Origin of the sequence: Rhizobium sp. 11_C7_N12_5 (assembly GCF_051811145.1) — a bacterium.
GTDB classification, from domain to species: Bacteria; Pseudomonadota; Alphaproteobacteria; order Rhizobiales; family Rhizobiaceae; genus Rhizobium; species Rhizobium lusitanum.
Map to the genome: position 1 here is coordinate 3,452,398 of NZ_JBPWPY010000001.1, position 21,887 is coordinate 3,474,284.

Genomic DNA, 21,887 nt, shown 5'->3' on the forward strand with positions numbered 1-21,887 from the left:
GCACATCAGCGCTTCATGGGATCGCTTATGCGGGCTAACCTATTGTTTTTATGCAATTCAAGACGAAAAACCGTTGCGGACTTTTCCCGCAACCGCTCTAGCGCCGTTCCAGCAGCCGGCAAATCTCTTCCAGTTGCTCGAGGGTCTTGTAGGATATCTTTACCTGACCGCCATTGCCGCGATGGTTGATCGCGACATCCAGCCCGAGCGCATCGGACAGGGTACGCTCGAGCGCCAGCGTATCGGAATCCTTCTCGTCCTTGCGGGTTCCGGCGGGACGGGGATCGTTCTGGGCCTTGATGTCATTCTGCGCCAGACGCTCGGCATCTCGGACCGACATGCCCTTGGAAACGATCGTGCGGGCAAGGGTCGCGGGGTCGGAGGTCGACACCAGCGCGCGCGCATGACCAGCGGAAAGGCTACCGGCAGCGAGCATATCGCGCACTTGATCGGGAAGCTTCAGAAGACGCAGGGAATTGGCGACATGGCTGCGGCTTTTGCCGATGATCTCGCCGAGATCATTCTGGGTATATCCGTGCTCGGCAATCAGCTGCTCATAGCCCAGCGCTTCTTCGAGCGGATTGAGATCCGCACGCTGAACGTTTTCGACGATGGCAATTTCCAGCGCGGTCTTGTCGTCAACATCACGAACAATGACCGGGATCTCGACCAGACCGGCCAGCTGTGCCGCCCGCCAACGTCTTTCGCCGGCTATTATTTCATAACGATCGGTCGAAACGGGGCGAACGACGACCGGCTGCACAATCCCGTGCTGGCGAATGGAGCTGGCGAGATCATGCAGCTCGGTTTCGTCGAAATAACGACGGGGATTTCGCGGGTTGGGGGCGATGAATTCGATCGGCACCATACGATCTGGATTGACCGGCGGTCTTCCAACATCCACCGGCGTCGGCTGGTCCATCTCTCCGATAAGAGCCGCCAATCCGCGCCCAAGACGCCGTTTCGAAAGATCATCATTCATCGCCGATACTCACCCTGGAACAAATATTATATCAGGCTGCAGCCTTACGCTGCCTCTCCCTTTGAATCACTTCCGAAGCCAACTGCAAATAAGCTTGGCTGCCCGCGCATTTCAGGTCGTAGAGAATTGCCGGCTTGCCATAAGAAGGGGCCTCGGACACGCGAACGTTGCGCGGAATCAACGTATGGTAGACCTTTTCACCCAAATGCGTGCGAACGTCGTTCACGACCTGCTGCGCGAGATTGTTGCGGGAATCGAACATTGTCAAGACGATACCCTGAATGTCGAGCGATGGATTGACGGTACGCCGAACCTGATCCACCGTCTCAAGCAATTGACTAAGGCCTTCAAGAGCGAAGAACTCGCACTGCAGCGGTACCAACACCGAGTGTGCGGCTGCCATGGCATTCATGGTTAACAAATTAAAAGAGGGCGGGCAATCGACCAATATATAAGAGAAGGCGAGGGCGTCCGAACCGGACAACGCACGTCGAAGCCGAAAGACACGATCCGGCTGTTGCGCAATTTCCATCTCGACGCCAAGCAAGTCCATTGTCGACGGCACGATAAAGAGATTCGGTACAGCAGTCTCCAGGACGGTTTCCAGGATCGTATGCGTACCGGTCAAAATGTCATAGGATGAAAGCTTCCGATTTCGTCGCTCGATGCCCAGGCCGGTGCTGGCATTGCCTTGCGGATCGAGATCAACGATCAACACGCGCTCGCCGATCGCGGCGAGGGCCGTAGCCAGATTGATCGCGGTCGTCGTCTTGCCAACGCCGCCCTTCTGATTTGCGATGGTAATAATCCGATTTCGCTCGCCGATCATCTGCCGCACATCCAATTTATGGTTAAATCAGGCGCCGAAGGCGGCTTAACTCCAGAATAACAGAATCCCGCTCAACGACACTCTGGTGTTTTAACAGATCGAATCCCCAACGACCACGGGCTTTCTGAAGCTCGCGCTCGTAATCCCGGCCTTTGTGGAGCAAGAGACGTATATTTTCGTTGCGCTCCACCCACGGGGCGGCGTAGTCCAGCAACATGTCCAGCTCCGCAAGCGCCCGCGCAGAGATCACATCGCAGTTCTGAATAGTCGCTGGAGCCTCTTCGATTCGGACGGCATGAACTGCGCCGCGAGCGCCGCATTCGCGCAGGCAAACTCTTAGAAAGGCCGCTTTTTTCTGGCTGCTTTCGACCAGATCCACATGGCCTTCACCCTGCTCGGCCAGCAGAATCGCGGTAATGACGCCCGGAAACCCGCCACCGCTGCCCAGGTCGACCCAGTGAGCAGGCTTTGGATGAAGTTGGAAGATCTGCGCGCTATCGGCAATATGTCGCCGCCAGAGGTCATCGACAGTCGACGGCGCAACCAGATTGATCGTCTTAGCCCACTTTTGAAAGAGTTCCGCAAAATGCTGCAGACGTTCCTGTGTTTCACGTGAAACACGTACACCGTTTAATTCCATAATTGGACTCTCAAACCTTGCAAGTTCAGGAAACGAGCTTCCGCTCGTCAACACTGCCCAGCTTTCTCAAATGAGCCAGCAACAACGAAATTGCCGCCGGCGTCATCCCGTCGATGCGCGAGGCCTGGGCGATGTTCTTCGGTCGTGCCAGGCTCAGCTTCTGCTTCAGCTCATTAGATAAGCCGGACAGAACGGCGAAATCGAACTCCGCAGGGATAAGGCGTTCTTCCTCACGCCGCGTCTGAACGATATCAGCGGTCTGCCGGTCCATGTAGACGGCGTAAGCGGCCTCGATTTCCAGGGCCTCGACAACACCTCGCTCAATCGAACGTAGTTGCGGCCAAAGCTTGGACAGCGATTCGATGGATTGACCGGGATAAGAAAGAAGCTCGTAAGCTGAGCGCCGCTGGCCGTCCTTGTTCAGATGCAGCCCCGTCTTCTCGGCCTCACTCGGCGTCACATTCAATTGCTTCAACTGGTTACGAGCCTGCCCCAGCTTTTCCAGATAGGTGTTGAACCGCACGCCACGCGCAGCGGTCACACATCCGATCGATAGGCCAACCGGCGTCAGGCGCACGTCAGCATTGTCCGCCCGCAGCGACAGACGGTATTCCGCGCGCGACGTGAACATGCGATAGGGCTCGGCGACACCGCGCGATGTAAGATCATCGATCATCACACCGATATAGGATTCGGTGCGGCTGAGCTCGATTGCTTGACCACCAGAGGCAAAACGCGCGGCATTCAGGCCCGCAACCAGGCCCTGCGCGCCGGCTTCCTCATATCCAGTTGTGCCGTTAATCTGGCCGGCGAGGAAAAGACCGGGAATCTTTTCCACTTCCAGGGACAGTTTCAGCTCGCGAGGATCGACGTGATCATACTCGATGGCGTAGCCGCATTGTAGAATCCGAACTCGTTCCAGACCCGGAATGGTTCTGATGAAGCTTTCCTGTACATCCTCGGGGAGCGACGTCGATATACCGTTGGGATAGATCGTCGTGTCATCCAGCCCTTCGGGCTCAAGAAAGATCTGATGGCCATCACGTTCCCCGAACTTGACGATCTTGTCTTCGATCGACGGGCAATAGCGCGGTCCAACTCCTTCGATCTGACCGGAATACATCGCCGAGCGCTTCAGATTGTCGGCAATGATCTTGTGCGTCGCCGGCGTCGTGCGGGTGACACCACATTCGATCTGTGGATTCACGATGGAATCCGTCATGAAGGAAAAAGGCGTCGGATCTTCATCCGCACCCTGGCGGCCGACCGAATCCCAATCGATCGTCGTGCCATCCAGGCGTGCCGGTGTGCCGGTCTTCAGACGACCAAGCGCCAAGCCATGACGCAGCAAAGTGCCGGATAGCCCGATCGACGGTTCTTCTCCGACCCTGCCAGCTGGAATTTTCTTGTCACCGATATGGATCAAGCCGCGAAGAAAAGTCCCCGTCGTCAGCACCACGGCGCCGCAGGGGATCACTCTGCCATCCTTCAAGGTGACTGCGGAAACTCGCCCATGCTCGATGGCGAGATCGAATGCATCACCTTCGATGATATCGAGATTCTCGATCGCGGCGATCTCCGCCTGCATAGCCAGGCGATAGAGCTTACGATCAGCTTGCGTTCGCGGACCGCGGACGGCTGGCCCCTTCTTCCGGTTCAGCATGCGAAACTGAATGCCGGCCGCGTCAGCCACTCGCCCCATCAGGCCATCAAGCGCGTCGATCTCGCGGACCAGATGACCTTTTCCAAGGCCGCCGATCGCCGGGTTGCACGACATCACACCTATTGTACTAGGCTTGTGGGTGATGAGCGCCGTGCGCGCGCCCAAACGCGCAGCAGCAGCGGCAGCTTCGCTGCCCGCATGGCCGCCGCCCACGACGATCACATCATATGTTCTGTCGAGCATTATCAAAGTCCTCGTAATGCCGCTTGTTTGGCACAGCGATTTCAGGAGTCAAGAAGGTTTCACGTGAAACGTTATCTCTGGTGTGCCGATCGCGCTGTTTCACGTGAATCATTTGCCGATACAGAATTCCGAGAAGATGACATCCAGCAAATCCTCAACATCCACGCGGCCCGTAATCCGACCGAGACTATTTGCGCTCCGTCGAAGATATTCCGCCCGTATATCAAGGCCGGCCGAAATGGAGGCGACCGCTGCCGTCAGCGCCTCTAAGCTATCCGAAAGAAGCGTACGATGACGCGTTCTGCTCGGCAAAGCCAGAGAGAGGGAACTGGAGCGGCCTCGCAGATCCTCCAGCAGCAATGCATGCAACTCGGCAAGACCAGCTCCCGTGGCGGACGAGATGCGCAGTTCATAGTCGCCGTCAGCTTCATCGGGATAAATGTCGGATTTGGTACCGATCCTGACGACTCTGCCGGTAAATCCCGGAAACTCCAGTTGAGCCCGTTCACCGATCTCCGCCAGCGAAAGGACAATATCGGCATCAGCGGCCGTCCTCAGCGCACGCCGAATGCCCTCACGCTCCACGACTTCGTCCGTATCGCGCAGACCCGCAGTATCGTAGAGCTTAACGGCGTAGCCATCGATATTGAGATCGACATGCAGAACGTCACGGGTCGTCCCGGCAATTTCGGTAACGATCGCCACCTCGCGGCGCGCCAGCACATTCATCAGGCTCGACTTGCCGGCATTCGGCGCACCGGCAATCACCACCTTCAATCCGTCCCGAATGATCTCGCCGAAATCCGCTCCCGCAAGATGATCCGCCAGTTCCAAGCGGAGCTTGGCCATGTCGCTCCAGACCAGATCCGAAACCGAGCCCGGCACATCTTCTTCGTCGGCAAAATCCAGTTCCGCCTCGATCAACGCGCGGGCGCGCGTCAGGCGATCCGCCCATCCGTCATAGAGCTGCGACAGACCACCGGCCGCATGTTCCATCGCCAGGCGCCGCTGCATCTCCGTCTCAGCGCTGATGAGATCTGCTAGACCCTCGACCTCGACAAGATCCATCTTGCCGTTTTCCAGCGCCCGGCGAGAGAATTCACCATGTTCCGCAAGGCGGCATTGATCGAACGTCGCAAGCTCAGCCAGCAGCGCGGCAACGACAGCTTTACCGCCGTGAACATGAATTTCCGCACAATCCTCGCCCGTAAACGAGTTGGGTCCGGGAAAAATGAACACCAAACCGCGATCAAGAACAAGACCGTTACGAGTCCGAATCGTTTTCAAAACAGCCTGTCGCGCGGCCGGCAACAGTCCGGCAAGCGATTCTGCGACTTCCAGAGCCTTTGCGCCACTCATGCGGATCACGGCGACGCCGGAGGGAAGGCCACCGCTGGAGAGTGCGTAGATCGTGTCGCTGGTCACTTGCATGGATTTGGTCCGCATCCGAATCGATTCCGAGTGGAGGCTCATTATCCTTCTCTGGGGTACGGCCTCAAAAGAAATCGGGCCGCCCAAGGCGACCCGATGATACACATTGTGGGCGCCACCATAATGGCGCCGCCGATGAATCCGGCTAATGATTATGTGTTCATCGACTCGAAGAAATCCGGATTGTTCTTCGTCTGCTTCAGCTTGTCGATCAGGAACTCGATCGCATCGGTGGTACCCATCGGGGCCAGAATACGGCGGAGGACAAAGATCTTCTGGAGATCCTGGCGCGGAACCAGCAGGTCTTCCTTGCGCGTACCGGACTTGAGGATATCCATGGCCGGGAAGATGCGCTTGTCGGCGACCTTGCGGTCAAGAACGATTTCCGAGTTACCGGTGCCCTTGAATTCTTCGAAGATGACTTCGTCCATGCGGCTGCCGGTATCGATCAGCGCGGTCGCGATGATGGTCAGCGAGCCGCCTTCTTCGATATTACGCGCGGCACCGAAGAAGCGCTTCGGGCGCTGCAGTGCGTTGGCGTCGACACCGCCCGTCAGGACCTTGCCGGAAGAGGGAACGACCGTGTTGTAGGCGCGGCCGAGGCGGGTGATGGAATCGAGCAGGATGACGACGTCGCGGCCGTGCTCGACAAGCCGCTTGGCCTTCTCGATCACCATTTCGGCGACCTGGACGTGACGGACGGCCGGCTCATCGAAGGTCGACGAAATCACTTCGCCGCGCACGGAGCGCTGCATGTCGGTGACTTCTTCCGGACGTTCGTCGATCAAAAGGACGATCAGGTAGCAATCCGGGTGATTGGCGGTGATCGAATGGGCGATGTTCTGCAACAGAACAGTCTTACCGGTCCGCGGCGGAGCGACGATCAGGCCGCGCTGGCCCTTGCCGAGCGGCGCCACGAGATCGATGACGCGCGGCGAAAGATCCTTCGTTGTGGGAACGTCGAGTTCCATACGGAAACGATCGTTCGGATAGAGCGGCGTCAGATTGTCGAAGTGGACCTTGTGACGGATCTTTTCCGGATCGTCGAAATTGATCGTGTTGACCTTCAGCAAAGCGAAATAGCGCTCGCCTTCCTTCGGACCACGGATCGGCCCCTCGACCGTATCGCCCGTCTTCAGCGAGAAGCGGCGGATCTGGGAAGGGGAGATGTAGATGTCGTCCGGGCCGGGAAGATAGTTGGCATTCGCGGAGCGAAGGAAACCGAAGCCGTCCTGCAGAACCTCGACGACGCCCTCGCCGATGATTTCCACGTCCTGGCTTGCGAGCACCTTCAGGATCGCAAACATCAGTTCCTGTTTGCGCATCGTGCTGGCGTTTTCGACCTCGAGCGACTCGGCAAAGGCCAGGAGATCGGTCGGGGATTTGTTTTTCAGTTCTTGAAGCTTCATTTCAGCCATGAAGGGAATTACTCGTTTTTTTATGAGGGGAAAGGCAATGTTGTTCGAATTCAGAACCGCGATAGGGGCGTTCGCGGGAGACAGAATGGATACATGCCACGAAGAAGAGATGGCGGGAAAATAGCGATTCAGTCTATGGCCCGCAAGGGGGGCAGGCAAAATGAAGGAAATTTAACTCCGCCGCTAAAAAAGACCCATCTCACGCAAAGGGTTTCACGACGACAAGTATGACGATCAGGATCATCAACAGCGCCGGCGCCTCGTTCATGAGACGCCAATAACGCGCCGAATGCTTGTTCTCATCGCGAGCAAAGGCGCGCGCCGCGCTGCTGAAGTGACCATGAACAGCTGATAGCACGACAACCAGCCCTATCTTCGCATGTAGCCAGCCGCCCTGGAAATCATAAACCGACCAGGCAAGATAGAGCCCGAAAATCCAGGTCAAAATCATCGCCGGCGTTATGATGTAGCGCAACAGGCGCTGTTCCATCACCTTGAACGTCTCGGATTGCTGCGAGCCAGGTTCGGCATCGGTATGATAGACGAAAAGCCGCGGCAGGTAGAACATGCCGGCCATCCATGAGATCACCGCGATAATGTGAAGGGCCTTGATCCAGAGATAGAGATCGGCCGGATGCCAGGCGAAGAGCCCGATCGCCAGGGCTGCGAAGATCAGGATCATGAAATAGGCACGTCGCCCGGCTCTCCGGCCCGGAGCTTTGTCTGTCTGCTTCTCCGTCGTCATCAGCCTCTCCATCCCCGCACGCGCTCGACGAGTGCGGCGACATTGGCCGGGTCCGCCTGCGGCGTTATCCCGTGCCCGAGATTGAAAATCAGCGGACCGTTCCCGAGATGCTGCAGGATATCATCGATCCCTTCCTCCAAAGCCCTGCCGCCGGCAACGACGCGCATCGGATCGAGATTGCCCTGCACTGGGCCCTCCTGCTGCAGCTCTCGGGCGAAAGCCAGAGGCACCGACCAGTCCAGACCGATCGCATCCGCACCGGTCTTCTGCCGGTAGGTCTTCAATTGATAGCCCGCACCCTTGGCGAATGCGATGATCCGCGCCTGCGGCCGGCGTGCCTTGACCGACGCGATCATCCTTGCGACCGGCCTGACGGCGAAGGCCTCGAATTCCTTCTCGCCGAGTACACCAGCCCACGAATCGAAAATCTGCACGGCATCGGCACCAGCATCGATCTGCGCCACGAGATAGTCGGCGGATATGTCGGCGAGCAGCGTCAGAAGATGTTCGAACGCCTTCGGGTGACGGTAGGCGAACAATCGGGCGGGGGCCTGATCCGGCGTGCCGTGACCGGCGATCATATAGGTCGCAACGGTCCAAGGCGCGCCACAGAAGCCGAGAAGCGTCGTTTCGGGGGGGAGATCCCGCCGCAACCGCCGCACCGTCTCCATGACCGGCGCAAGATGGGCAATCACGCCTTCCGGCTTCAAAGCCAGGATGCCTGCCTCGTCGATCGGATCCATCTCGGGGCCATGTCCCTCGGTAAAGCGGACATTGCGCTTCAATGCGTCAGGAATGACAAGGATGTCGGAAAACAGGATGGCGGCGTCGAAACCGTAGCGGCGTATTGGCTGCAGCGTCACTTCCACAGCATAATCGGGCGTATAACAGAGATCGAGAAAGCTTCCGGCCTTGGCGCGCGTCTCGCGATATTCTGGCAGATAACGACCGGCCTGTCGCATCAGCCATAGAGGGGGAGGGCTCACCGTTTCTCCACCCAGCACCCTTATAATCTTCCGACGTTCACCGGTCAAAGACATCATCCCATATAAAATCAAATATATATCTTAAGGTTTCTATTTCTTAGAGTCGGTGACTATCAAGGATTAAAGTTCATTCATCGCCTATCCAATTTGTCGCGCCTCGCCAGCAACTTTTCAGGAATTTACACGAGGCTATGGGGATATGTGGAAAGCAAAGAAGATCTTCTAATCTTTTGAGTAGGTTGCCGCGAATTCCACTCTCAAGCCTTCTGGGGATAAGTTGGGGAGAGGCGCGGAACTTCCCACCTTGTCCACATTGCCCACAAGCAACGCGGAAGCGACCGGACGAAAAACCCAAATGTGGAAAACTCGGCAGTTTTCCCCTTGCCCAGGACAGGCCGCTTCTCGTACCTCTTTTTTTCCCGGGATATTAACAGGCGATGGAAAGTAGCGTGGAAAACCGAACAAGCTTCTTTCATCTTCACCTGATTTCTGACTCAACGGGAGAGACTCTCATCTCGGCCGGTCGGGCCGCATCGGTTCAATTCCATGCCACGCAGCCGATCGAGCACGTCTATCCGCTGATTCGGAATCGCAAGCAGCTTCTGCCTGTACTCGAAGCAATCGATCACAGTCCCGGCATTGTCCTCTATACGATCGTCGATCGCGAGCTTGCCGACTTCATCGACGAGCGTTGCCGGGAGATGGGCGTGCCCTGCGTCAATGTTCTCGAGCCGGTCATGAATGTCTTTCAGACCTATCTCGGCACGGCATCGCGTCGCCGGGTCGGGGCGCAGCATGTGATGAATGCCGACTACTTCGCGCGCATCGAAGCGCTGAACTTCACCATGGATCATGACGACGGGCAGATGCCCGATGATTATGACGATGCCGACGTCGTCATTATTGGCATCAGCCGCACCTCGAAGACGCCGACCAGCATCTATCTGGCAAACCGCGGTATCAAGACCGCCAATATTCCGATCGTGGCGGGCATGCCTTTGCCGGAAAGCCTGGCCAGGGCGACGAAGCCGCTGATCGTAGGCCTGGTGGCAACAACGGATCGGATTTCGCAGGTGCGCGAAAACCGCATTCTCGGCACGACGCCCGGCTTCGATCGTGGCGATTACACGGATCGCGCCGCCATCTCCGAAGAGCTGAAATATGCCCGCTCGCTCTGCGCGCGGCACAATTGGCCGATCATCGACGTCACGCGTCGGTCGATCGAAGAGACTGCGGCCGCCATTGTTGCCCTGCGCCCCAAGCTGCGCTAAGCGCTGCACATCGCTATTTCAAAGGCAGCCGCCATGACTGTGCCCCTTATCCTTGCATCGTCCAGCCCGTTCCGGCGGATGTTGATGGAAAATGCCGGATTGCATTTTCAAGCCATCGCCGCCGATATCGACGAGCGCGCAATCGAAGCGCCGTTGGAACGCGATGGCGCCGGTCCGGATGCCGTGGTCCTGGTGCTGGCCAAGGCGAAGGCGAAAGAGGTGAGCGATCGCTTTCCCGGTTCGTTCGTCATCGGCTCGGATCAGACCATGTCGCTCGGCAGCCGGGTCTTTCACAAGCCGAAGACCATCGCGGATGCCGAAGAGCATCTGCGGGTCTTGTCGGGCCAGACACACCGGCTCAACAGCGCCATCGCTCTGGCGCGCAACGGCGATGTCATTTGGGAACATGTGTCACACGCCAACTTGACGATGCGTGAGCTATCGGCCGATTTCATCCATCGGCATCTCACCCGTGTCGGCGAGAAGGCGTTATCGAGCGTCGGTGCCTATCAGCTCGAGGGGGAGGGTATCCAACTCTTCTCCAAGATCGACGGCGACTATTTTACCATAGTGGGATTGCCGATGCTGCCGCTCCTCCGGCAGCTGCGTGAATTGGGAGCGATCGATGGATGATTCACGTGAAACACAATCTCCGAAAGCCTTCGTCACGGGCTATCCGGTCAAGCATTCCCGCTCGCCGCTGATCCACGGCTATTGGCTGCGCCAGCTCGGCCTTGCCGGCAGCTACCGTGCGCATGAAGTCTCCGCGGAAGACTTTCCGGCGTTCATCGTTTCGCTCAAGGAGCGCTCCGGCGGTTTTGTCGGCGGCAACGTGACGATCCCGCACAAGGAGGCGGCTTTCAAATTGGCGGACCGGCCGGACGAATTGTCTGAGGAGCTTGGCGCTTCCAATACGCTATGGCTTGAGGAGGGGCTGCTTCACGCGACCAACACCGATGGTCGCGGCTTCACGGCAAATCTCGATGAACGCCATCCGGGCTGGGATCGCAGCGAGCGCGCCGTGATCCTCGGAGCGGGCGGTGCCAGCCGCGCCGTCATACAGGCAGTGCGCGATCGCGGCTTCACGGAGATCCACGTCGTCAACCGCACCGTCGAGCGGGCACAGGAATTGGCGGATCGCTTCGGCGATCGGGTTCACGCGCATCCCATCGCCGCACTTCGCGAAGTCATGCAGAACACAGGCCTGTTCATCAACACCACGTCGCTCGGCATGGATGGCGAGGCTGCCCCGCGGATCGATTTCTCGCCCCTTGCGGAAGGGGCTGTCGTGACGGACATTGTCTATGTGCCGCTGAAGACGCCGCTTCTGGCGCAGGCGGAGGAGCAGGGCTTTGCCATTGTCGACGGTCTTGGCATGCTGTTGCATCAGGCGGCGCCGGGCTTTGAAAAATGGTTCGGAAAACGCCCGGTGGTCGATGAGGCTCTGAGGGCCTTGATCATCGCCGACATGGACAGGCACACATGATCAGAATCGGCCTCACGGGATCGATCGGGATGGGAAAGTCGACCTCGGCGAAACTGTTCGCCGAAGCCGGTATTCCGGTGAACGACTCCGATGCCGTGGTGCATGATCTCTACAGCAACGAGGCGGTTCCATTGGTCGAGGCTGCTTTCCCCGGTTCGACCAGGGACGGGATGGTCGATCGGCAGGAGCTTGGCCGCCAGCTTTCGGGTGATCCCTCCGGTTTCAAGCGACTGGAGGCCATCGTCCATCCGCTGGTGCGCGAGCGCGAGCGCCTGTTCCTCAAGCGCCAACGGCAAGCCGGCGTCGATATGGTGGTGCTCGATATCCCGCTGCTGTTCGAAACCGGGGCGGACAAAAGGGTGGATAAGATCGTCGTCGTCAGCTGCGATCCACAGATTCAAAGGCAAAGGGTGCTTGCCCGGCCGGGCATGACAGAGGAAAAATTCGATATGATTCTCTCCCGCCAGACGCCGGACGCGGAAAAGCGGGCGCGCGCCGATTATGTCATCGATACCGGCCGGAGCATCGATGCGGCGCGCGAACAGGTAAAAGAGATCATAGCGGACCTGCGGCAAAAGCCGCCGACTGATGAATCAAAAGGCGGAGAGCCCTGATATGCGCGAGATCATTTTCGATACCGAAACCACCGGGCTCGACAACAGGGCGGACCGTATCATCGAAATCGGCGGCATCGAACTCATCAACCATTTCCCCACCGGTAACACGCTGCACCTCTTCATCAATCCAGGCGATCGCAAGGTTCATCCGGACGCACTCGCCGTGCATGGCATCACCGACGAGTCCCTGAAGGACAAGCCGCCCTTCGCCGATGTCGCCGATCAGATCCTCGAATTCTTCGCCGGCGCCAAATGGATCGCACACAACGCCACCTTCGACATGGGCTTCGTCAATGCCGAATTCGCCCGGCTCGGCCGGCCGCCGATCCTGCCTGATATGGTGGTCGACACCCTGGCCATGGCGCGCCGCAAGCATCCCATGGGGCCGAATTCGCTGGATGCGCTCTGCCGGCGCTACGGCATCGACAACTCCCATCGCACTCAACACGGAGCTCTCCTCGACTCCGAGCTGCTTGCCGAAGTCTATATCGAGATGATCGGTGGCCGGCAGACCGCTCTCGGCCTCGGCAGCAGCAACGGTTCATCGGCGCGCTCCCGTCAGAATGACGAGGGGGAGGAGATTGTTGTCGATGTCTTCGTGCGGCCCGAACCTTTGCCGGGCAGGGTGAGCGAAGAAGAACTGTCCGCCCATGCGGCGCTGATTGCCAAGCTCGGCGCGAAGGGGATCTGGTCCAAATATCGCGCTTCCGAATAGAAGCGCATTTCGAGGCACCAAAAGAAAATGCCCGGACATTGATCCGGGCATTTTCTTTTCTATCGATGATAGGCGGGTGAAGGCTTAGTTGGGAACGGCCGAAACCTGGGCGCGGGCCTGCTCTTCGGCCATGCGCTGCGTGAACATCTGCGCGAAATCGATCGGGTCGATCATCAGCGGCGGGAAGCCGCCGTTGCGGGTGATATCGGCGATGATCTGACGCGCGAAGGGGAACAGCAGGCGCGGGCACTCGATGAAGAGCAGCGGCAGCATGTGTTCCTGCGGGAAGCCGGTGACGCGGAAGACGCCGCCATAGACCAGCTCGGTATGGAAGAGAACGCGCTCGCCATCCTTGGCTTCGGCATTCAGCGTCAATACGACGTCGAAATCCGAATCAGACAGCGGATTGGCGTTGACGTTGACATTGATATTGATGTCGGGAGCATTTTCCCGGGCCTGAAGCGAGCGCGGAGCACCCGGATTTTCGAAGGAAAGATCCTTGGTGTACTGAGCAAGGATGCTAAGGCTCGGGCTGGCTGCGCCGTTGCCGCTGGTCTCGTTGGCCATGGGGGTGTCCTCTCACGTCAATAGGTGTCGCCATCTAGCATTTCGAATTGGGGCTTACAACCCTTATGCCCCGGCGCTTTTTGGACCGCTGTTCTAGTCCTCGAGCCGCTTCTGATCGGACCAGGGCGAGTTGCGCTTAGGCTCGCGATGGAAATCGGTTTCGTCGAGATCGACGACCGTTCCGGGTTTGCTTGGCTGAGCCTGCGGACCGGCGCCCGGCCCTTGACCGCGACGAAAGGCGCGGGAATTGCCGACGACGACGATACGGTTGCGCAGGATCCTCCAGGCGAGATCGCGCACGGCCGGAATGAAAAGCAGCAGGCCGATGATATCGGAGATGAAGCCCGGCAGCATCAGGAAGAAGGCCGCGATAACGATCATGGCGCCATGCACCATCTCGCGGCCGGGATCGCCGCCATTGCGGCTCTCGGTCGAGATGCGCTGGAGAATGCCGATCCCCTGAATTCTCAAGAGCGCCGCACCGAGCAGGGCGCTGAGGATCACCAGCCCCAGCGTCGCCCAGACGCCAACCATCTTTCCGACGACGATGAAGCCGGCGATTTCCGCGAGCGGCATCAGAAAAACGAAGATAGGTAGAAGCGATAGGCGCATGTTATCCTGGTCCTGAACGCGGGTTTCTCGGCATAAGCGTTAGTTGAACGCGCATAATAAAGAAACTGGTCCGCTATTTGAATGATAGATGGATGCAGACTATATGGGGATTGAAACTTTAATTTTAACGGTGGTTCCGATACGAGATGGGTGCAAACGACTTTGTGACGATCTTTTTCCTGGTGGCAGCGGTGCTGATCTTCTTTCAGTTGCGCAGTGTCCTTGGCCGCCGCACGGGGAATGAGAAGCCGCCGCGCGATCTCTATGGTTCCGCCGATCCGGTGAATGGCCCGACGCCGCCGGATGCCGGCAAGGTGGTGACCTTGCCGCGTCGCGACACGGCGGAAGAGGAAGATCGCTTCGCCGCCGTCGACGCCTTCACCCCGGCCGGCACGCCGCTCAATGATTCTCTGCGCGAAGTGAGCAAGACCGATCCCGCCTTCAATCCGAAGGAATTCGTCAATGGCGCCCGCATGGCCTATGAGATGATCGTCATGGCTTTTGCCGATGGCGATCGCAAGGCCCTGAAGGGGTTGCTTTCGCGCGAGGTCTATGACGGCTTCGACGCAGCAATCGCCGATCGCGAGGCCAAGGGTGAAAAGGTCAAATCGACCTTCGTCGGCATCGATAAGGCCGATATTCTCAGCGCCGAGATCAAGGGAACCGAAGCCTTGGTCACCATGCGCATCGTCAGCCAGATGATTTCGGCGACCTACGACAAGGCCGGCACGCTGATCGACGGCGACGCCGAGGCCGTGGCCGAGGTCAGCGACCTCTGGACTTTCGCCCGCGACACCCGTTCCCGCGATCCGAACTGGAAACTTGTGGCGACCGAATCTGAACAATGACGAGCCCATTGCAGGATTTCAGACTGGAACCGGCAACCTTCGCCGATCTGAAGGGCTGGAAGGACGACGATCCTTCCAGCCTTTTTCGCGCCATGAAGGACTGTCGAACCCATATCCGCGGCGTAAAGCCCTACCGCACCGGCGCTGCCGGGCTGACCGCCGATGAACTTCTGGTTCTGCTCGATGCCGCCGAAGATTGGGAACCACGCGATGCGGCCGAGGCACGTGCCTTCTTCGAAGAGCATTGCCGGCCCTTTTTCATTCGCCGTGGCGATGGCGCCAAAGGGTTCGTAACCGCATTCTTTGAGCCGGAGATCGAGGTTTCGGCCACGCCGGACGAGACCTATCGCTATCCCTTCTACCGGCGACCGGATGATCTGATCGACCTGGACGACGGCAATCGGCCTGCGGGTCTCGACCCGTCCTATATGTTCGGACGCCTCCGCGACGGTGCGATTTCAGCCTATCCCGATCGCGGCGAGATCGATCGCGGTTATCTTGAGAGCAAGGGGCTGGAGATCGCCTGGGCGAAATCCAAGGTCGACGTCTTCTTCGTGCATGTGCAGGGGGCTGCCCGCCTGCGCTATCCGGATGGGCGCATGGGCCGCATCACCTATGCCGCCAAGGCCGGGCATCCCTTCTCGGCGGTCGGGCGCCTGCTCATCGAGCGGGGTATGCTCGACCGCGCGACGATATCCATGCAGACGATCCGCGACTGGCTTTATGCCCACCCACGGGAGGTCGACGAGGTTCTCTGGCACAATCGGTCCTATATCTTCTTCCGCGAGGCCGATGTCAGCGACCCCACGCTCGGTCCGATCGCCGCCGCCAAGGTGCCTCTGCTTGCCGGCCGTTCCCTTGCGGTGGATCGCCTGATCCATACCTTCGGCTTTCCCTTCTTCATCCGCTCGGAAAGTCTCACTCATCTTGATGCCGGCAAGCCTTTCGCGCGGCTGATGCTGGCGCTGGATACAGGCTCCGCCATCGTCGGGCCGGCGCGCGGCGATATATTTACCGGTTCGGGCTATGATGCCGGGGAGCTCGCCGGCACAGTGCGCAATGACGCCGATTTTTATATATTCATTCCAAAGGCGGCGGCGCGAAGGTTCGGCTGATGGCCTCGGAACGAAAGAACAAGGAGCATAAGCTCAGCGCGGAGGACCGCATCCTCTGGGGCAGGGTAGCCAAGAGCACCCGGCCCATGGCCGGCCGAATGGCCGATATGGAGGCTTTCGAAGCAGCGCTGGCAGCCGAAGCGGAGAGCGAGGAAAAGGCCCGCGCCGCAAAGGCGGGAACGGCTCCGGTGCCAACCGACCCGCAAAATGTGCCGACGCCCGCCAAACAGCCTTCCGGCCGCCACCACCAGCTCGAACGTCCGGTCAAGCGCAAGATCGCCAAGGGGCGGCTGGCGCTGGAGGCCCGGATCGATCTTCACGGCCTCATCCAGAGCGAGGCGCATGGCATGCTTCTGGATTTCCTCCTGCGCGCTCATGGCCGCGGGCTTCGCCATGTGCTTGTCATAACAGGCAAGGGCAGCTCCATGGGCAGCGAAGGGGCGCTCAAGCGCGCGGTACCGCTCTGGTTTTCCAAGCCGGAATTCCGATTTCTGATCTCCTCCTACGAGACGGCGGCGCAACATCATGGTGGCGACGGCGCGCTCTATATCCGCCTGTCGCGCCTGAAGGGGGACAAGCCTTGACCCCCTTCGGCGAAGCGGTGAGAAAGCTCAGGCTGCGCAAGGGCGTCTCGCAAAAGGAAATGGCGGCCGCGCTGAATGTGACGCCGGCTTATTTATCCGCCTTAGAACACGGAAAACGCGGGACACCGACCTTTGATCTGCTGCAGCGCATCGCCGGATATTTCAACATCATCTGGGACGAAGCCGAGGAATTGTTCCTATTGGCGCGCTTTTCCGACCCCCGCGTTGTCGTCGACACGTCGGGGCTTGCACCTGAATATACGGCCTTCGTCAACCACTTGGCCGGCAAGATTCGCAATCTTGACGCAGCAACGATACAAGAGCTATCTCGAGTTCTCGAAAATGGCGGCAAATCAGGCTGAAAAGCGCCTCAATCCCCTGTTTTATACCTGATTTAGGGGCCTTCCGTTTGGAAGTTCGGGGTGAAACATCCTATATTCAGGGAAAGAAAAACCGCTGATTCGTCAGTGATCGGCGAGATTCTCTAAACACTGGAAAGACTTCAATAAAATGACCGATATATCCGTAACCGAAAACGGCGGTAACGCCGAGTATGGCGCAGACAGCATCAAGGTTCTGAAGGGCCTTGATGCCGTGCGCAAGCGACCCGGGATGTATATCGGTGACACGGATGACGGTTCGGGCCTGCATCACATGGTCTACGAAGTCGTCGACAACGCCATCGACGAGGCGTTGGGTGGCTATGCCGACATCGTCACGGTCACCCTCAATCCCGATGGTTCGGTGACGGTAACCGATAACGGCCGCGGCATCCCGACGGATATCCATACCGGCGAAGGCGTATCGGCCGCCGAAGTCATCATGACCCAGCTTCATGCCGGCGGTAAGTTCGACCAGAATTCCTACAAGGTCTCCGGCGGCTTGCACGGCGTCGGCGTTTCCGTCGTCAACGCACTGTCCGTCTGGTTGAAGCTGAAGATCCGCCGCCAGGGCAAGATCAACGAAATGAGCTTCACCCACGGCGTGGCCGATGCGCCGCTCAAGGAAACCGGCGATGCCGGCAATGAGACCGGCACCGAAGTCAGCTTCATGCCGAGCTCTGACACCTTCACCATGACGGAATTCGATTACGGCACGCTGGAGCATCGCCTGCGCGAGCTTGCTTTCCTGAATTCCGGCGTGCGCATCCTTTTGACCGACAAGCGTCATTCCGACATCAGGCAGGAAGAGATGCTCTATGACGGCGGCTTGGAAGCCTTCGTCGCCTATCTCGACCGCGCCAAGAAGCCGCTGGTCCAAAAGCCGGTGTCGATCCGCAGCGAGAAGGACGGCATCACTGTCGAAGTCGCCATGTGGTGGAACGACAGCTACCATGAAAACGTGCTCTGCTTCACCAACAACATCCCGCAGCGCGATGGCGGCACGCATATGGCCGGCTTCCGCGCCGCGCTGACGCGCCAGATCACCTCCTACGGCGAGTCATCCGGCATCACCAAGAAGGAAAAGGTGACGCTGACGGGTGACGATTGCCGCGAAGGCCTGACGGCTGTGCTGTCGGTGAAGGTTCCCGATCCGAAATTCTCCTCGCAGACCAAGGACAAGCTGGTTTCCTCGGAAGTCCGCCCGGTGGTCGAAAGCCTCGTCAATGAAGCGCTCGGCACCTGGCTCGAAGAGCATCCGTCCGACGCGAAGGTACTGGTCGGCAAGGTTGTCGAAGCCGCTGCCGCCCGCGAGGCCGCCCGCAAGGCGCGCGAGCTGACCCGGCGCAAGGGCGCTCTCGATATTGCCTCGCTGCCCGGCAAGCTCGCCGACTGCTCGGAACGCGATCCCGCCAAGTCCGAAGTCTTCCTCGTCGAGGGCGATTCGGCAGGCGGTTCAGCCAAGCAAGGCCGTTCGCGCGAAAATCAGGCGATCCTGCCGCTGCGTGGCAAGATTCTCAACGTCGAGCGCGCCCGCTTCGACAAGATGCTCTCGAGCCAGGAAATCGGCACGCTGATCACCGCACTCGGTACCGGCATCGGCAAGGACGAATTCAACGCCGACAAGCTGCGCTATCACAAGATCATCATCATGACGGATGCCGACGTCGACGGCGCCCATATCCGTACCCTGCTGTTGACTTTCTTCTTCCGGCAGATGCCCGATCTCATCGAACGCGGCCATCTCTATATTGCCCAGCCGCCGCTCTATAAGGTGACGCGCGGCAAATCGGTGCAGTATCTGAAGGATGAGAAGGCGTTGGAAGAATATCTGATCGCGCAGGGTCTTGACGATGCGAGCCTCAGGCTTGGCAATGGCGAGGTGCGCGCAGGACAGGATCTGCGCGAGGTTATCTTCGATGCGCTGCGCCTGCGCACGCTGCTCGACAATCTGCATTCGCGCTATAACCGCGATGTCGTCGAACAGGCGGCGATTGCCGGCGCGCTCAATGCCGAACTGGTCAGCGATCGGGCGCGGGCCGCGGTGCTCGTTGATGACGTCGCCAAGCGGCTCGATATCATCGCCGAGGAAACCGAACGCGGCTGGACCGGCCTCGTGACAGATGAGGGCGGTTTACGCTTCGAGCGCATGGTGCGCGGCGTCAAGGAAGTCGTGCTTCTCGACATGGCGCTGATCGGTTCGCAGGATGCACGCCTCATCGACCAGCTCGGCGTCCGGCTCAAGGAAACCTACATCGTGCCGCCGAAGCTCGTGCGCCGCGATGGCGAAACCGAGATTTCCGGCCCGCGCAAACTGTTGGAAACGATCTTCACCGCCGGCCGCAAGGGTCTTACCATGCAGCGCTATAAGGGCCTTGGCGAAATGAATGCCGAGCAGCTCTGGGAAACGACACTGGATCCGAATGCGCGCTCGTTGTTGCAGGTCAGGGTCGCGGACGCGAACGATGCCGACGGCTTGTTTGCCCGGCTTATGGGCGATGAGGTCGAGCCCCGGCGCGAGTTCATTCAGGAAAATGCGCTAAGCGTCGCCAATCTCGACATCTGATCTCTGTCAGAAGAAACAAAAAGGCCCGCCAGAACATCTGGCGGGCCTTTTCCATTGATATCAATTACTTGGCGATAAACGTGCCATTGAAGGCAACCTCGGAAAGCGCATTGCGATGGTTCGGCACTTCGCGCTCCCTCAGCTTTTCCGGCAGCTGGTTTTTGTCGCCGATCTTGCCGATCGCGACAGCGGTCTCGACGCGGAACCCTTCAGGAATACCGAGAACCTCGTAGGACTTCTCGACATGGAAGCCGCCCATGCCGTGGGCTGCATAGCCGGCTAGATGTGCCTGCATCGCCAGAAAGCCCCAGGCAGTGCCGGCATCGAAGGAGTGGCTGTAGCTGGGCTTCTGCTCGGCGGAACCGAGTTCGCCGCTATGGGTGCGCGAGATGACGAAGAGCAGCGCCGCAGCGGACTTCGCCCAGCCCTGGTTGAATTCGATCAGAAGATCGAGGAACTTGTCCCAGTTCTCCGAACCGCGCAGGGCATAGACGAAGCGCCAGGGCTGCAGGTTCGACGCGGATGGCGCCCAATGGGCAGCCTCCAGAATGGTCAGCAGATCCTTTTCCGGCATGGTCTCGTTGGAATAGGCGCGCGGCGACCAGCGATCGAGGAAGATCTTATCGATCGGATACTGCGATTCGCGATTGTTGCTTGATGTCATTGGGGCTTCTTTCCATCAGTGGGAACCAGTTGCAGGTCCTTTTGCAGGGATTTCGTGGTTGGCCATCAACATATGAGGCGTGTCTATACTCGGCTCTCGTCGGCAGTCCAGATCACATCAAGCTCTTCGCGAAATGCAAAACGCTTGAGGTGATCGGCAACAACTGCCTGCATGCGTTCGAGATCCTCGGGCTTTTCGACACTCAGCGTCATGATCAGGTTGGTGGGATTGGCCGCCAGCCCAAGAGAGGCTTCGGCGCTGAAAGGCACCTTCCCGGCCGTTTCATTGAATTCCACCGCAAATCGGTGGCTCCAGTGCTTGCAGAGCTGCTGCAGATAGCGACTGGCATGCTCTGTTTTCACTGACGAGACGGATGCGGGCATGGGATGCTCCAGTAAACTTGAACAGAAGACACGTGTTTCCATACATAGATCCTTCCGCATTCGCCAGGTAGACAGACTGTTTCAAGTTTGCGTTATTTCGGCGAAATCCTGTTTCGCTATGCTGTCGCGGAAGAGAACACTCGCGACTGGAGACGCAACCTTGCTGGTGAACGGGAAATGGACTGAGGATTGGCAGCCGGTCCAGGCCAAGGATGAAAAGGGCGGCTTCGTCCGCCAGACCTCGAGTTTCCGCAGCTGGATAACACCCGACGGCCGACCGGGACCGACGGGAGAGCGCGGATTCAAGGCGGAGGCCGGCCGTTACCATCTTTATGTCGCGTTGATTTGCCCCTGGGCGTCGCGCACCCTGATCGGCCGCAAGCTGAAGGGTCTTGAGGATGTCATTTCCGTCTCGGTGGTCGAACCGGCGCTGACCAAGCAGGGCTGGCGTTTCGGAGATTATCCCGGCGCGACAGACGACCCTGTCAACGGCGCCACCCATATGCATGAGATCTACACCAAGGCCGATCCGCTCTTCACGGGCCGCGCCACCGTGCCGGTGCTTTGGGACAAGCGGACCGGCACGATCGTCAATAACGAATCATCAGATATCCTGCGTATGCTGAATGACGGTTTCGGCGATCTCGCCCAGAACGGCATCGATCTTTATCCGGCCGGCAAGCGCGAGGATATAGACCGCTTCAACGCGCGGATCTATCCGGCCCTCAATAACGGCGTCTATCGCGCCGGCTTCGCGACGACGCAGGTTGCCTATGAGGAAGCCTTCCATGGCGTGTTCGAATGTCTCGATCAGGTTGAGGCCGAGCTGGAGGGCAGGGACTACCTCTTTACCGACCATCCGACCGAAAGCGATATCAGGCTGTTCGTCACCCTCGTCCGTTTCGATGTCGCCTATCACGGCCTCTTCAAGTGCAACCTCCGCAGGCTGTCGGATTATGCCAATCTCCGGTCCTTCTGCCGCCGCATGTTCGACTGGCCTGGGATCGCCGAGACGGTCAGCTTCGATCACATCAAGCGCGGCTACTATTCGGTGACGGCGCTCAATCCGAGCGGTATCGTGCCGCTCGGCCCTGCACTCGAAGAGCTGTTCTGATACTCGACCGCCCCCAAAAACCCGTCTA

At 58.9% G+C, this 21,887-nt stretch carries 23 protein-coding genes; 11 read left to right on the plus strand and 12 right to left on the minus strand.

From position 1 onward, the window contains the following. Nucleotides 1-97 precede the first annotated feature (97 nt). The 8 genes from AB8B29_RS16890 to hemE form a co-directional block, all read right to left on the minus strand. A complete protein-coding gene (locus tag AB8B29_RS16890; RefSeq protein ID WP_112440782.1) occupies nucleotides 98-982 on the minus strand; it encodes a ParB/RepB/Spo0J family partition protein in 885 nt (294 codons plus the stop codon). Between the two features lie 31 nt (nucleotides 983-1,013). After that, nucleotides 1,014-1,811, minus strand: coding sequence for a ParA family protein (locus AB8B29_RS16895; RefSeq protein ID WP_037195627.1), 798 nt, complete (start codon nucleotides 1,809-1,811; stop codon nucleotides 1,014-1,016). Between the two features lie 22 nt (nucleotides 1,812-1,833). After that, nucleotides 1,834-2,451, minus strand: a complete 618-nt coding sequence (gene rsmG / locus AB8B29_RS16900; RefSeq protein ID WP_112440784.1) for a 16S rRNA (guanine(527)-N(7))-methyltransferase RsmG — start codon at nucleotides 2,449-2,451, stop codon at nucleotides 1,834-1,836. Nucleotides 2,452-2,476: 25 nt separating this feature from the next. Further along, nucleotides 2,477-4,357: a tRNA uridine-5-carboxymethylaminomethyl(34) synthesis enzyme MnmG gene (gene mnmG / locus AB8B29_RS16905; protein ID WP_112440786.1), complete on the minus strand. Its 1,881-nt coding sequence runs from the start codon at nucleotides 4,355-4,357 to the stop codon at nucleotides 2,477-2,479. A gap of 108 nt (nucleotides 4,358-4,465) precedes the next feature. Further along, nucleotides 4,466-5,788 carry a tRNA uridine-5-carboxymethylaminomethyl(34) synthesis GTPase MnmE gene (gene mnmE, locus AB8B29_RS16910; protein ID WP_112440830.1) on the minus strand — a complete coding sequence of 441 codons (1,323 nt, stop codon included), beginning with the start codon at nucleotides 5,786-5,788 and terminating at the stop codon, nucleotides 4,466-4,468. 152 nt (nucleotides 5,789-5,940) lie between these two features. Beyond that, nucleotides 5,941-7,206 carry a transcription termination factor Rho gene (rho, locus tag AB8B29_RS16915; protein WP_092573064.1) on the minus strand — a complete coding sequence of 422 codons (1,266 nt, stop codon included), beginning with the start codon at nucleotides 7,204-7,206 and terminating at the stop codon, nucleotides 5,941-5,943. A gap of 199 nt (nucleotides 7,207-7,405) precedes the next feature. Further along, entirely contained in the window at nucleotides 7,406-7,951 is a 546-nt protein-coding gene (gene hemJ, locus AB8B29_RS16920; RefSeq protein ID WP_047637911.1) for a protoporphyrinogen oxidase HemJ, read from the minus strand. Next, on the minus strand, nucleotides 7,951-8,985 hold the full coding sequence (hemE, locus tag AB8B29_RS16925; RefSeq protein WP_047637910.1) for a uroporphyrinogen decarboxylase: 1,035 nt from the start codon (nucleotides 8,983-8,985) through the stop codon (nucleotides 7,951-7,953). The genes hemJ and hemE overlap by 1 nt, the downstream gene beginning before the upstream one ends. Before the next feature lie 401 nt (nucleotides 8,986-9,386). On the opposite strand from hemE, the gene AB8B29_RS16930 reads away from it, so the two are divergent. The 5 genes from AB8B29_RS16930 to dnaQ are packed head-to-tail and all read left to right on the plus strand — an operon-like array spanning nucleotide 9,387 to nucleotide 13,026. Next, nucleotides 9,387-10,208 carry a pyruvate, water dikinase regulatory protein gene (locus AB8B29_RS16930; protein WP_037195616.1) on the plus strand — a complete coding sequence of 274 codons (822 nt, stop codon included), beginning with the start codon at nucleotides 9,387-9,389 and terminating at the stop codon, nucleotides 10,206-10,208. Nucleotides 10,209-10,241: 33 nt separating this feature from the next. Continuing rightward, nucleotides 10,242-10,841, plus strand: a complete 600-nt coding sequence (locus AB8B29_RS16935) for a Maf-like protein (protein ID WP_047637627.1) — start codon at nucleotides 10,242-10,244, stop codon at nucleotides 10,839-10,841. Beyond that, a complete protein-coding gene (locus AB8B29_RS16940; protein ID WP_047637625.1) occupies nucleotides 10,834-11,694 on the plus strand; it encodes a shikimate dehydrogenase in 861 nt (286 codons plus the stop codon). Before AB8B29_RS16935 ends, AB8B29_RS16940 begins: the two co-directional genes overlap by 8 nt. After that, complete coding sequence (gene coaE / locus AB8B29_RS16945; RefSeq protein WP_037195607.1) at nucleotides 11,691-12,308, plus strand: dephospho-CoA kinase; 618 nt, start codon at nucleotides 11,691-11,693, stop codon at nucleotides 12,306-12,308. Before AB8B29_RS16940 ends, coaE begins: the two co-directional genes overlap by 4 nt. A gap of 1 nt (nucleotide 12,309) precedes the next feature. Continuing rightward, the gene (dnaQ, locus tag AB8B29_RS16950) at nucleotides 12,310-13,026 is read left to right on the plus strand and encodes a DNA polymerase III subunit epsilon (protein ID WP_112440788.1); all 717 of its coding nucleotides are present in this window, start codon (nucleotides 12,310-12,312) and stop codon (nucleotides 13,024-13,026) included. A gap of 84 nt (nucleotides 13,027-13,110) precedes the next feature. Here dnaQ and secB read toward each other — a convergent pair whose 3' ends face one another. Together secB and AB8B29_RS16960 are read right to left on the minus strand one after the other, a co-directional pair. After that, on the minus strand, nucleotides 13,111-13,593 hold the full coding sequence (gene secB, locus AB8B29_RS16955; protein WP_037195603.1) for a protein-export chaperone SecB: 483 nt from the start codon (nucleotides 13,591-13,593) through the stop codon (nucleotides 13,111-13,113). A 93-nt stretch (nucleotides 13,594-13,686) separates the two neighbouring features. After that, nucleotides 13,687-14,205: an FxsA family protein gene (locus AB8B29_RS16960; protein WP_034510816.1), complete on the minus strand. Its 519-nt coding sequence runs from the start codon at nucleotides 14,203-14,205 to the stop codon at nucleotides 13,687-13,689. Nucleotides 14,206-14,351: 146 nt separating this feature from the next. Here AB8B29_RS16960 and AB8B29_RS16965 point away from each other — a divergent pair, with 146 nt between their 5' ends. The 5 genes from AB8B29_RS16965 (at nucleotide 14,352) to gyrB (ending at nucleotide 19,698) form a co-directional block, all read left to right on the plus strand. Then, nucleotides 14,352-15,053, plus strand: coding sequence for a Tim44/TimA family putative adaptor protein (locus AB8B29_RS16965; protein ID WP_037195599.1), 702 nt, complete (start codon nucleotides 14,352-14,354; stop codon nucleotides 15,051-15,053). After that, nucleotides 15,050-16,168, plus strand: coding sequence for a murein transglycosylase A (gene mltA / locus AB8B29_RS16970; protein WP_047637620.1), 1,119 nt, complete (start codon nucleotides 15,050-15,052; stop codon nucleotides 16,166-16,168). Before AB8B29_RS16965 ends, mltA begins: the two co-directional genes overlap by 4 nt. Further along, nucleotides 16,168-16,752: a Smr/MutS family protein gene (locus tag AB8B29_RS16975; protein WP_047559362.1), complete on the plus strand. Its 585-nt coding sequence runs from the start codon at nucleotides 16,168-16,170 to the stop codon at nucleotides 16,750-16,752. Before mltA ends, AB8B29_RS16975 begins: the two co-directional genes overlap by 1 nt. Next, nucleotides 16,749-17,114, plus strand: a complete 366-nt coding sequence (locus AB8B29_RS16980) for a helix-turn-helix domain-containing protein (RefSeq protein WP_047559359.1) — start codon at nucleotides 16,749-16,751, stop codon at nucleotides 17,112-17,114. The genes AB8B29_RS16975 and AB8B29_RS16980 overlap by 4 nt, the downstream gene beginning before the upstream one ends. A 148-nt stretch (nucleotides 17,115-17,262) precedes the next feature. After that, entirely contained in the window at nucleotides 17,263-19,698 is a 2,436-nt protein-coding gene (gene gyrB / locus AB8B29_RS16985; RefSeq protein ID WP_037195583.1) for a DNA topoisomerase (ATP-hydrolyzing) subunit B, read from the plus strand. A 64-nt stretch (nucleotides 19,699-19,762) separates the two neighbouring features. Here the strand turns inward: gyrB and AB8B29_RS16990 are convergent, their stop codons facing one another. Further along, the gene (locus tag AB8B29_RS16990; protein WP_112440790.1) at nucleotides 19,763-20,362 is read right to left on the minus strand and encodes a nitroreductase family protein; all 600 of its coding nucleotides are present in this window, start codon (nucleotides 20,360-20,362) and stop codon (nucleotides 19,763-19,765) included. An 83-nt stretch (nucleotides 20,363-20,445) separates the two neighbouring features. Continuing rightward, nucleotides 20,446-20,745, minus strand: a complete 300-nt coding sequence (locus AB8B29_RS16995) for a DUF2218 domain-containing protein (RefSeq protein WP_112440792.1) — start codon at nucleotides 20,743-20,745, stop codon at nucleotides 20,446-20,448. 160 nt (nucleotides 20,746-20,905) lie between these two features. Between AB8B29_RS16995 and AB8B29_RS17000 the strand changes: the two genes are divergently transcribed. After that, a complete protein-coding gene (locus tag AB8B29_RS17000; RefSeq protein ID WP_112440794.1) occupies nucleotides 20,906-21,859 on the plus strand; it encodes a glutathione S-transferase family protein in 954 nt (317 codons plus the stop codon). Nucleotides 21,860-21,887 lie beyond the last annotated feature (28 nt).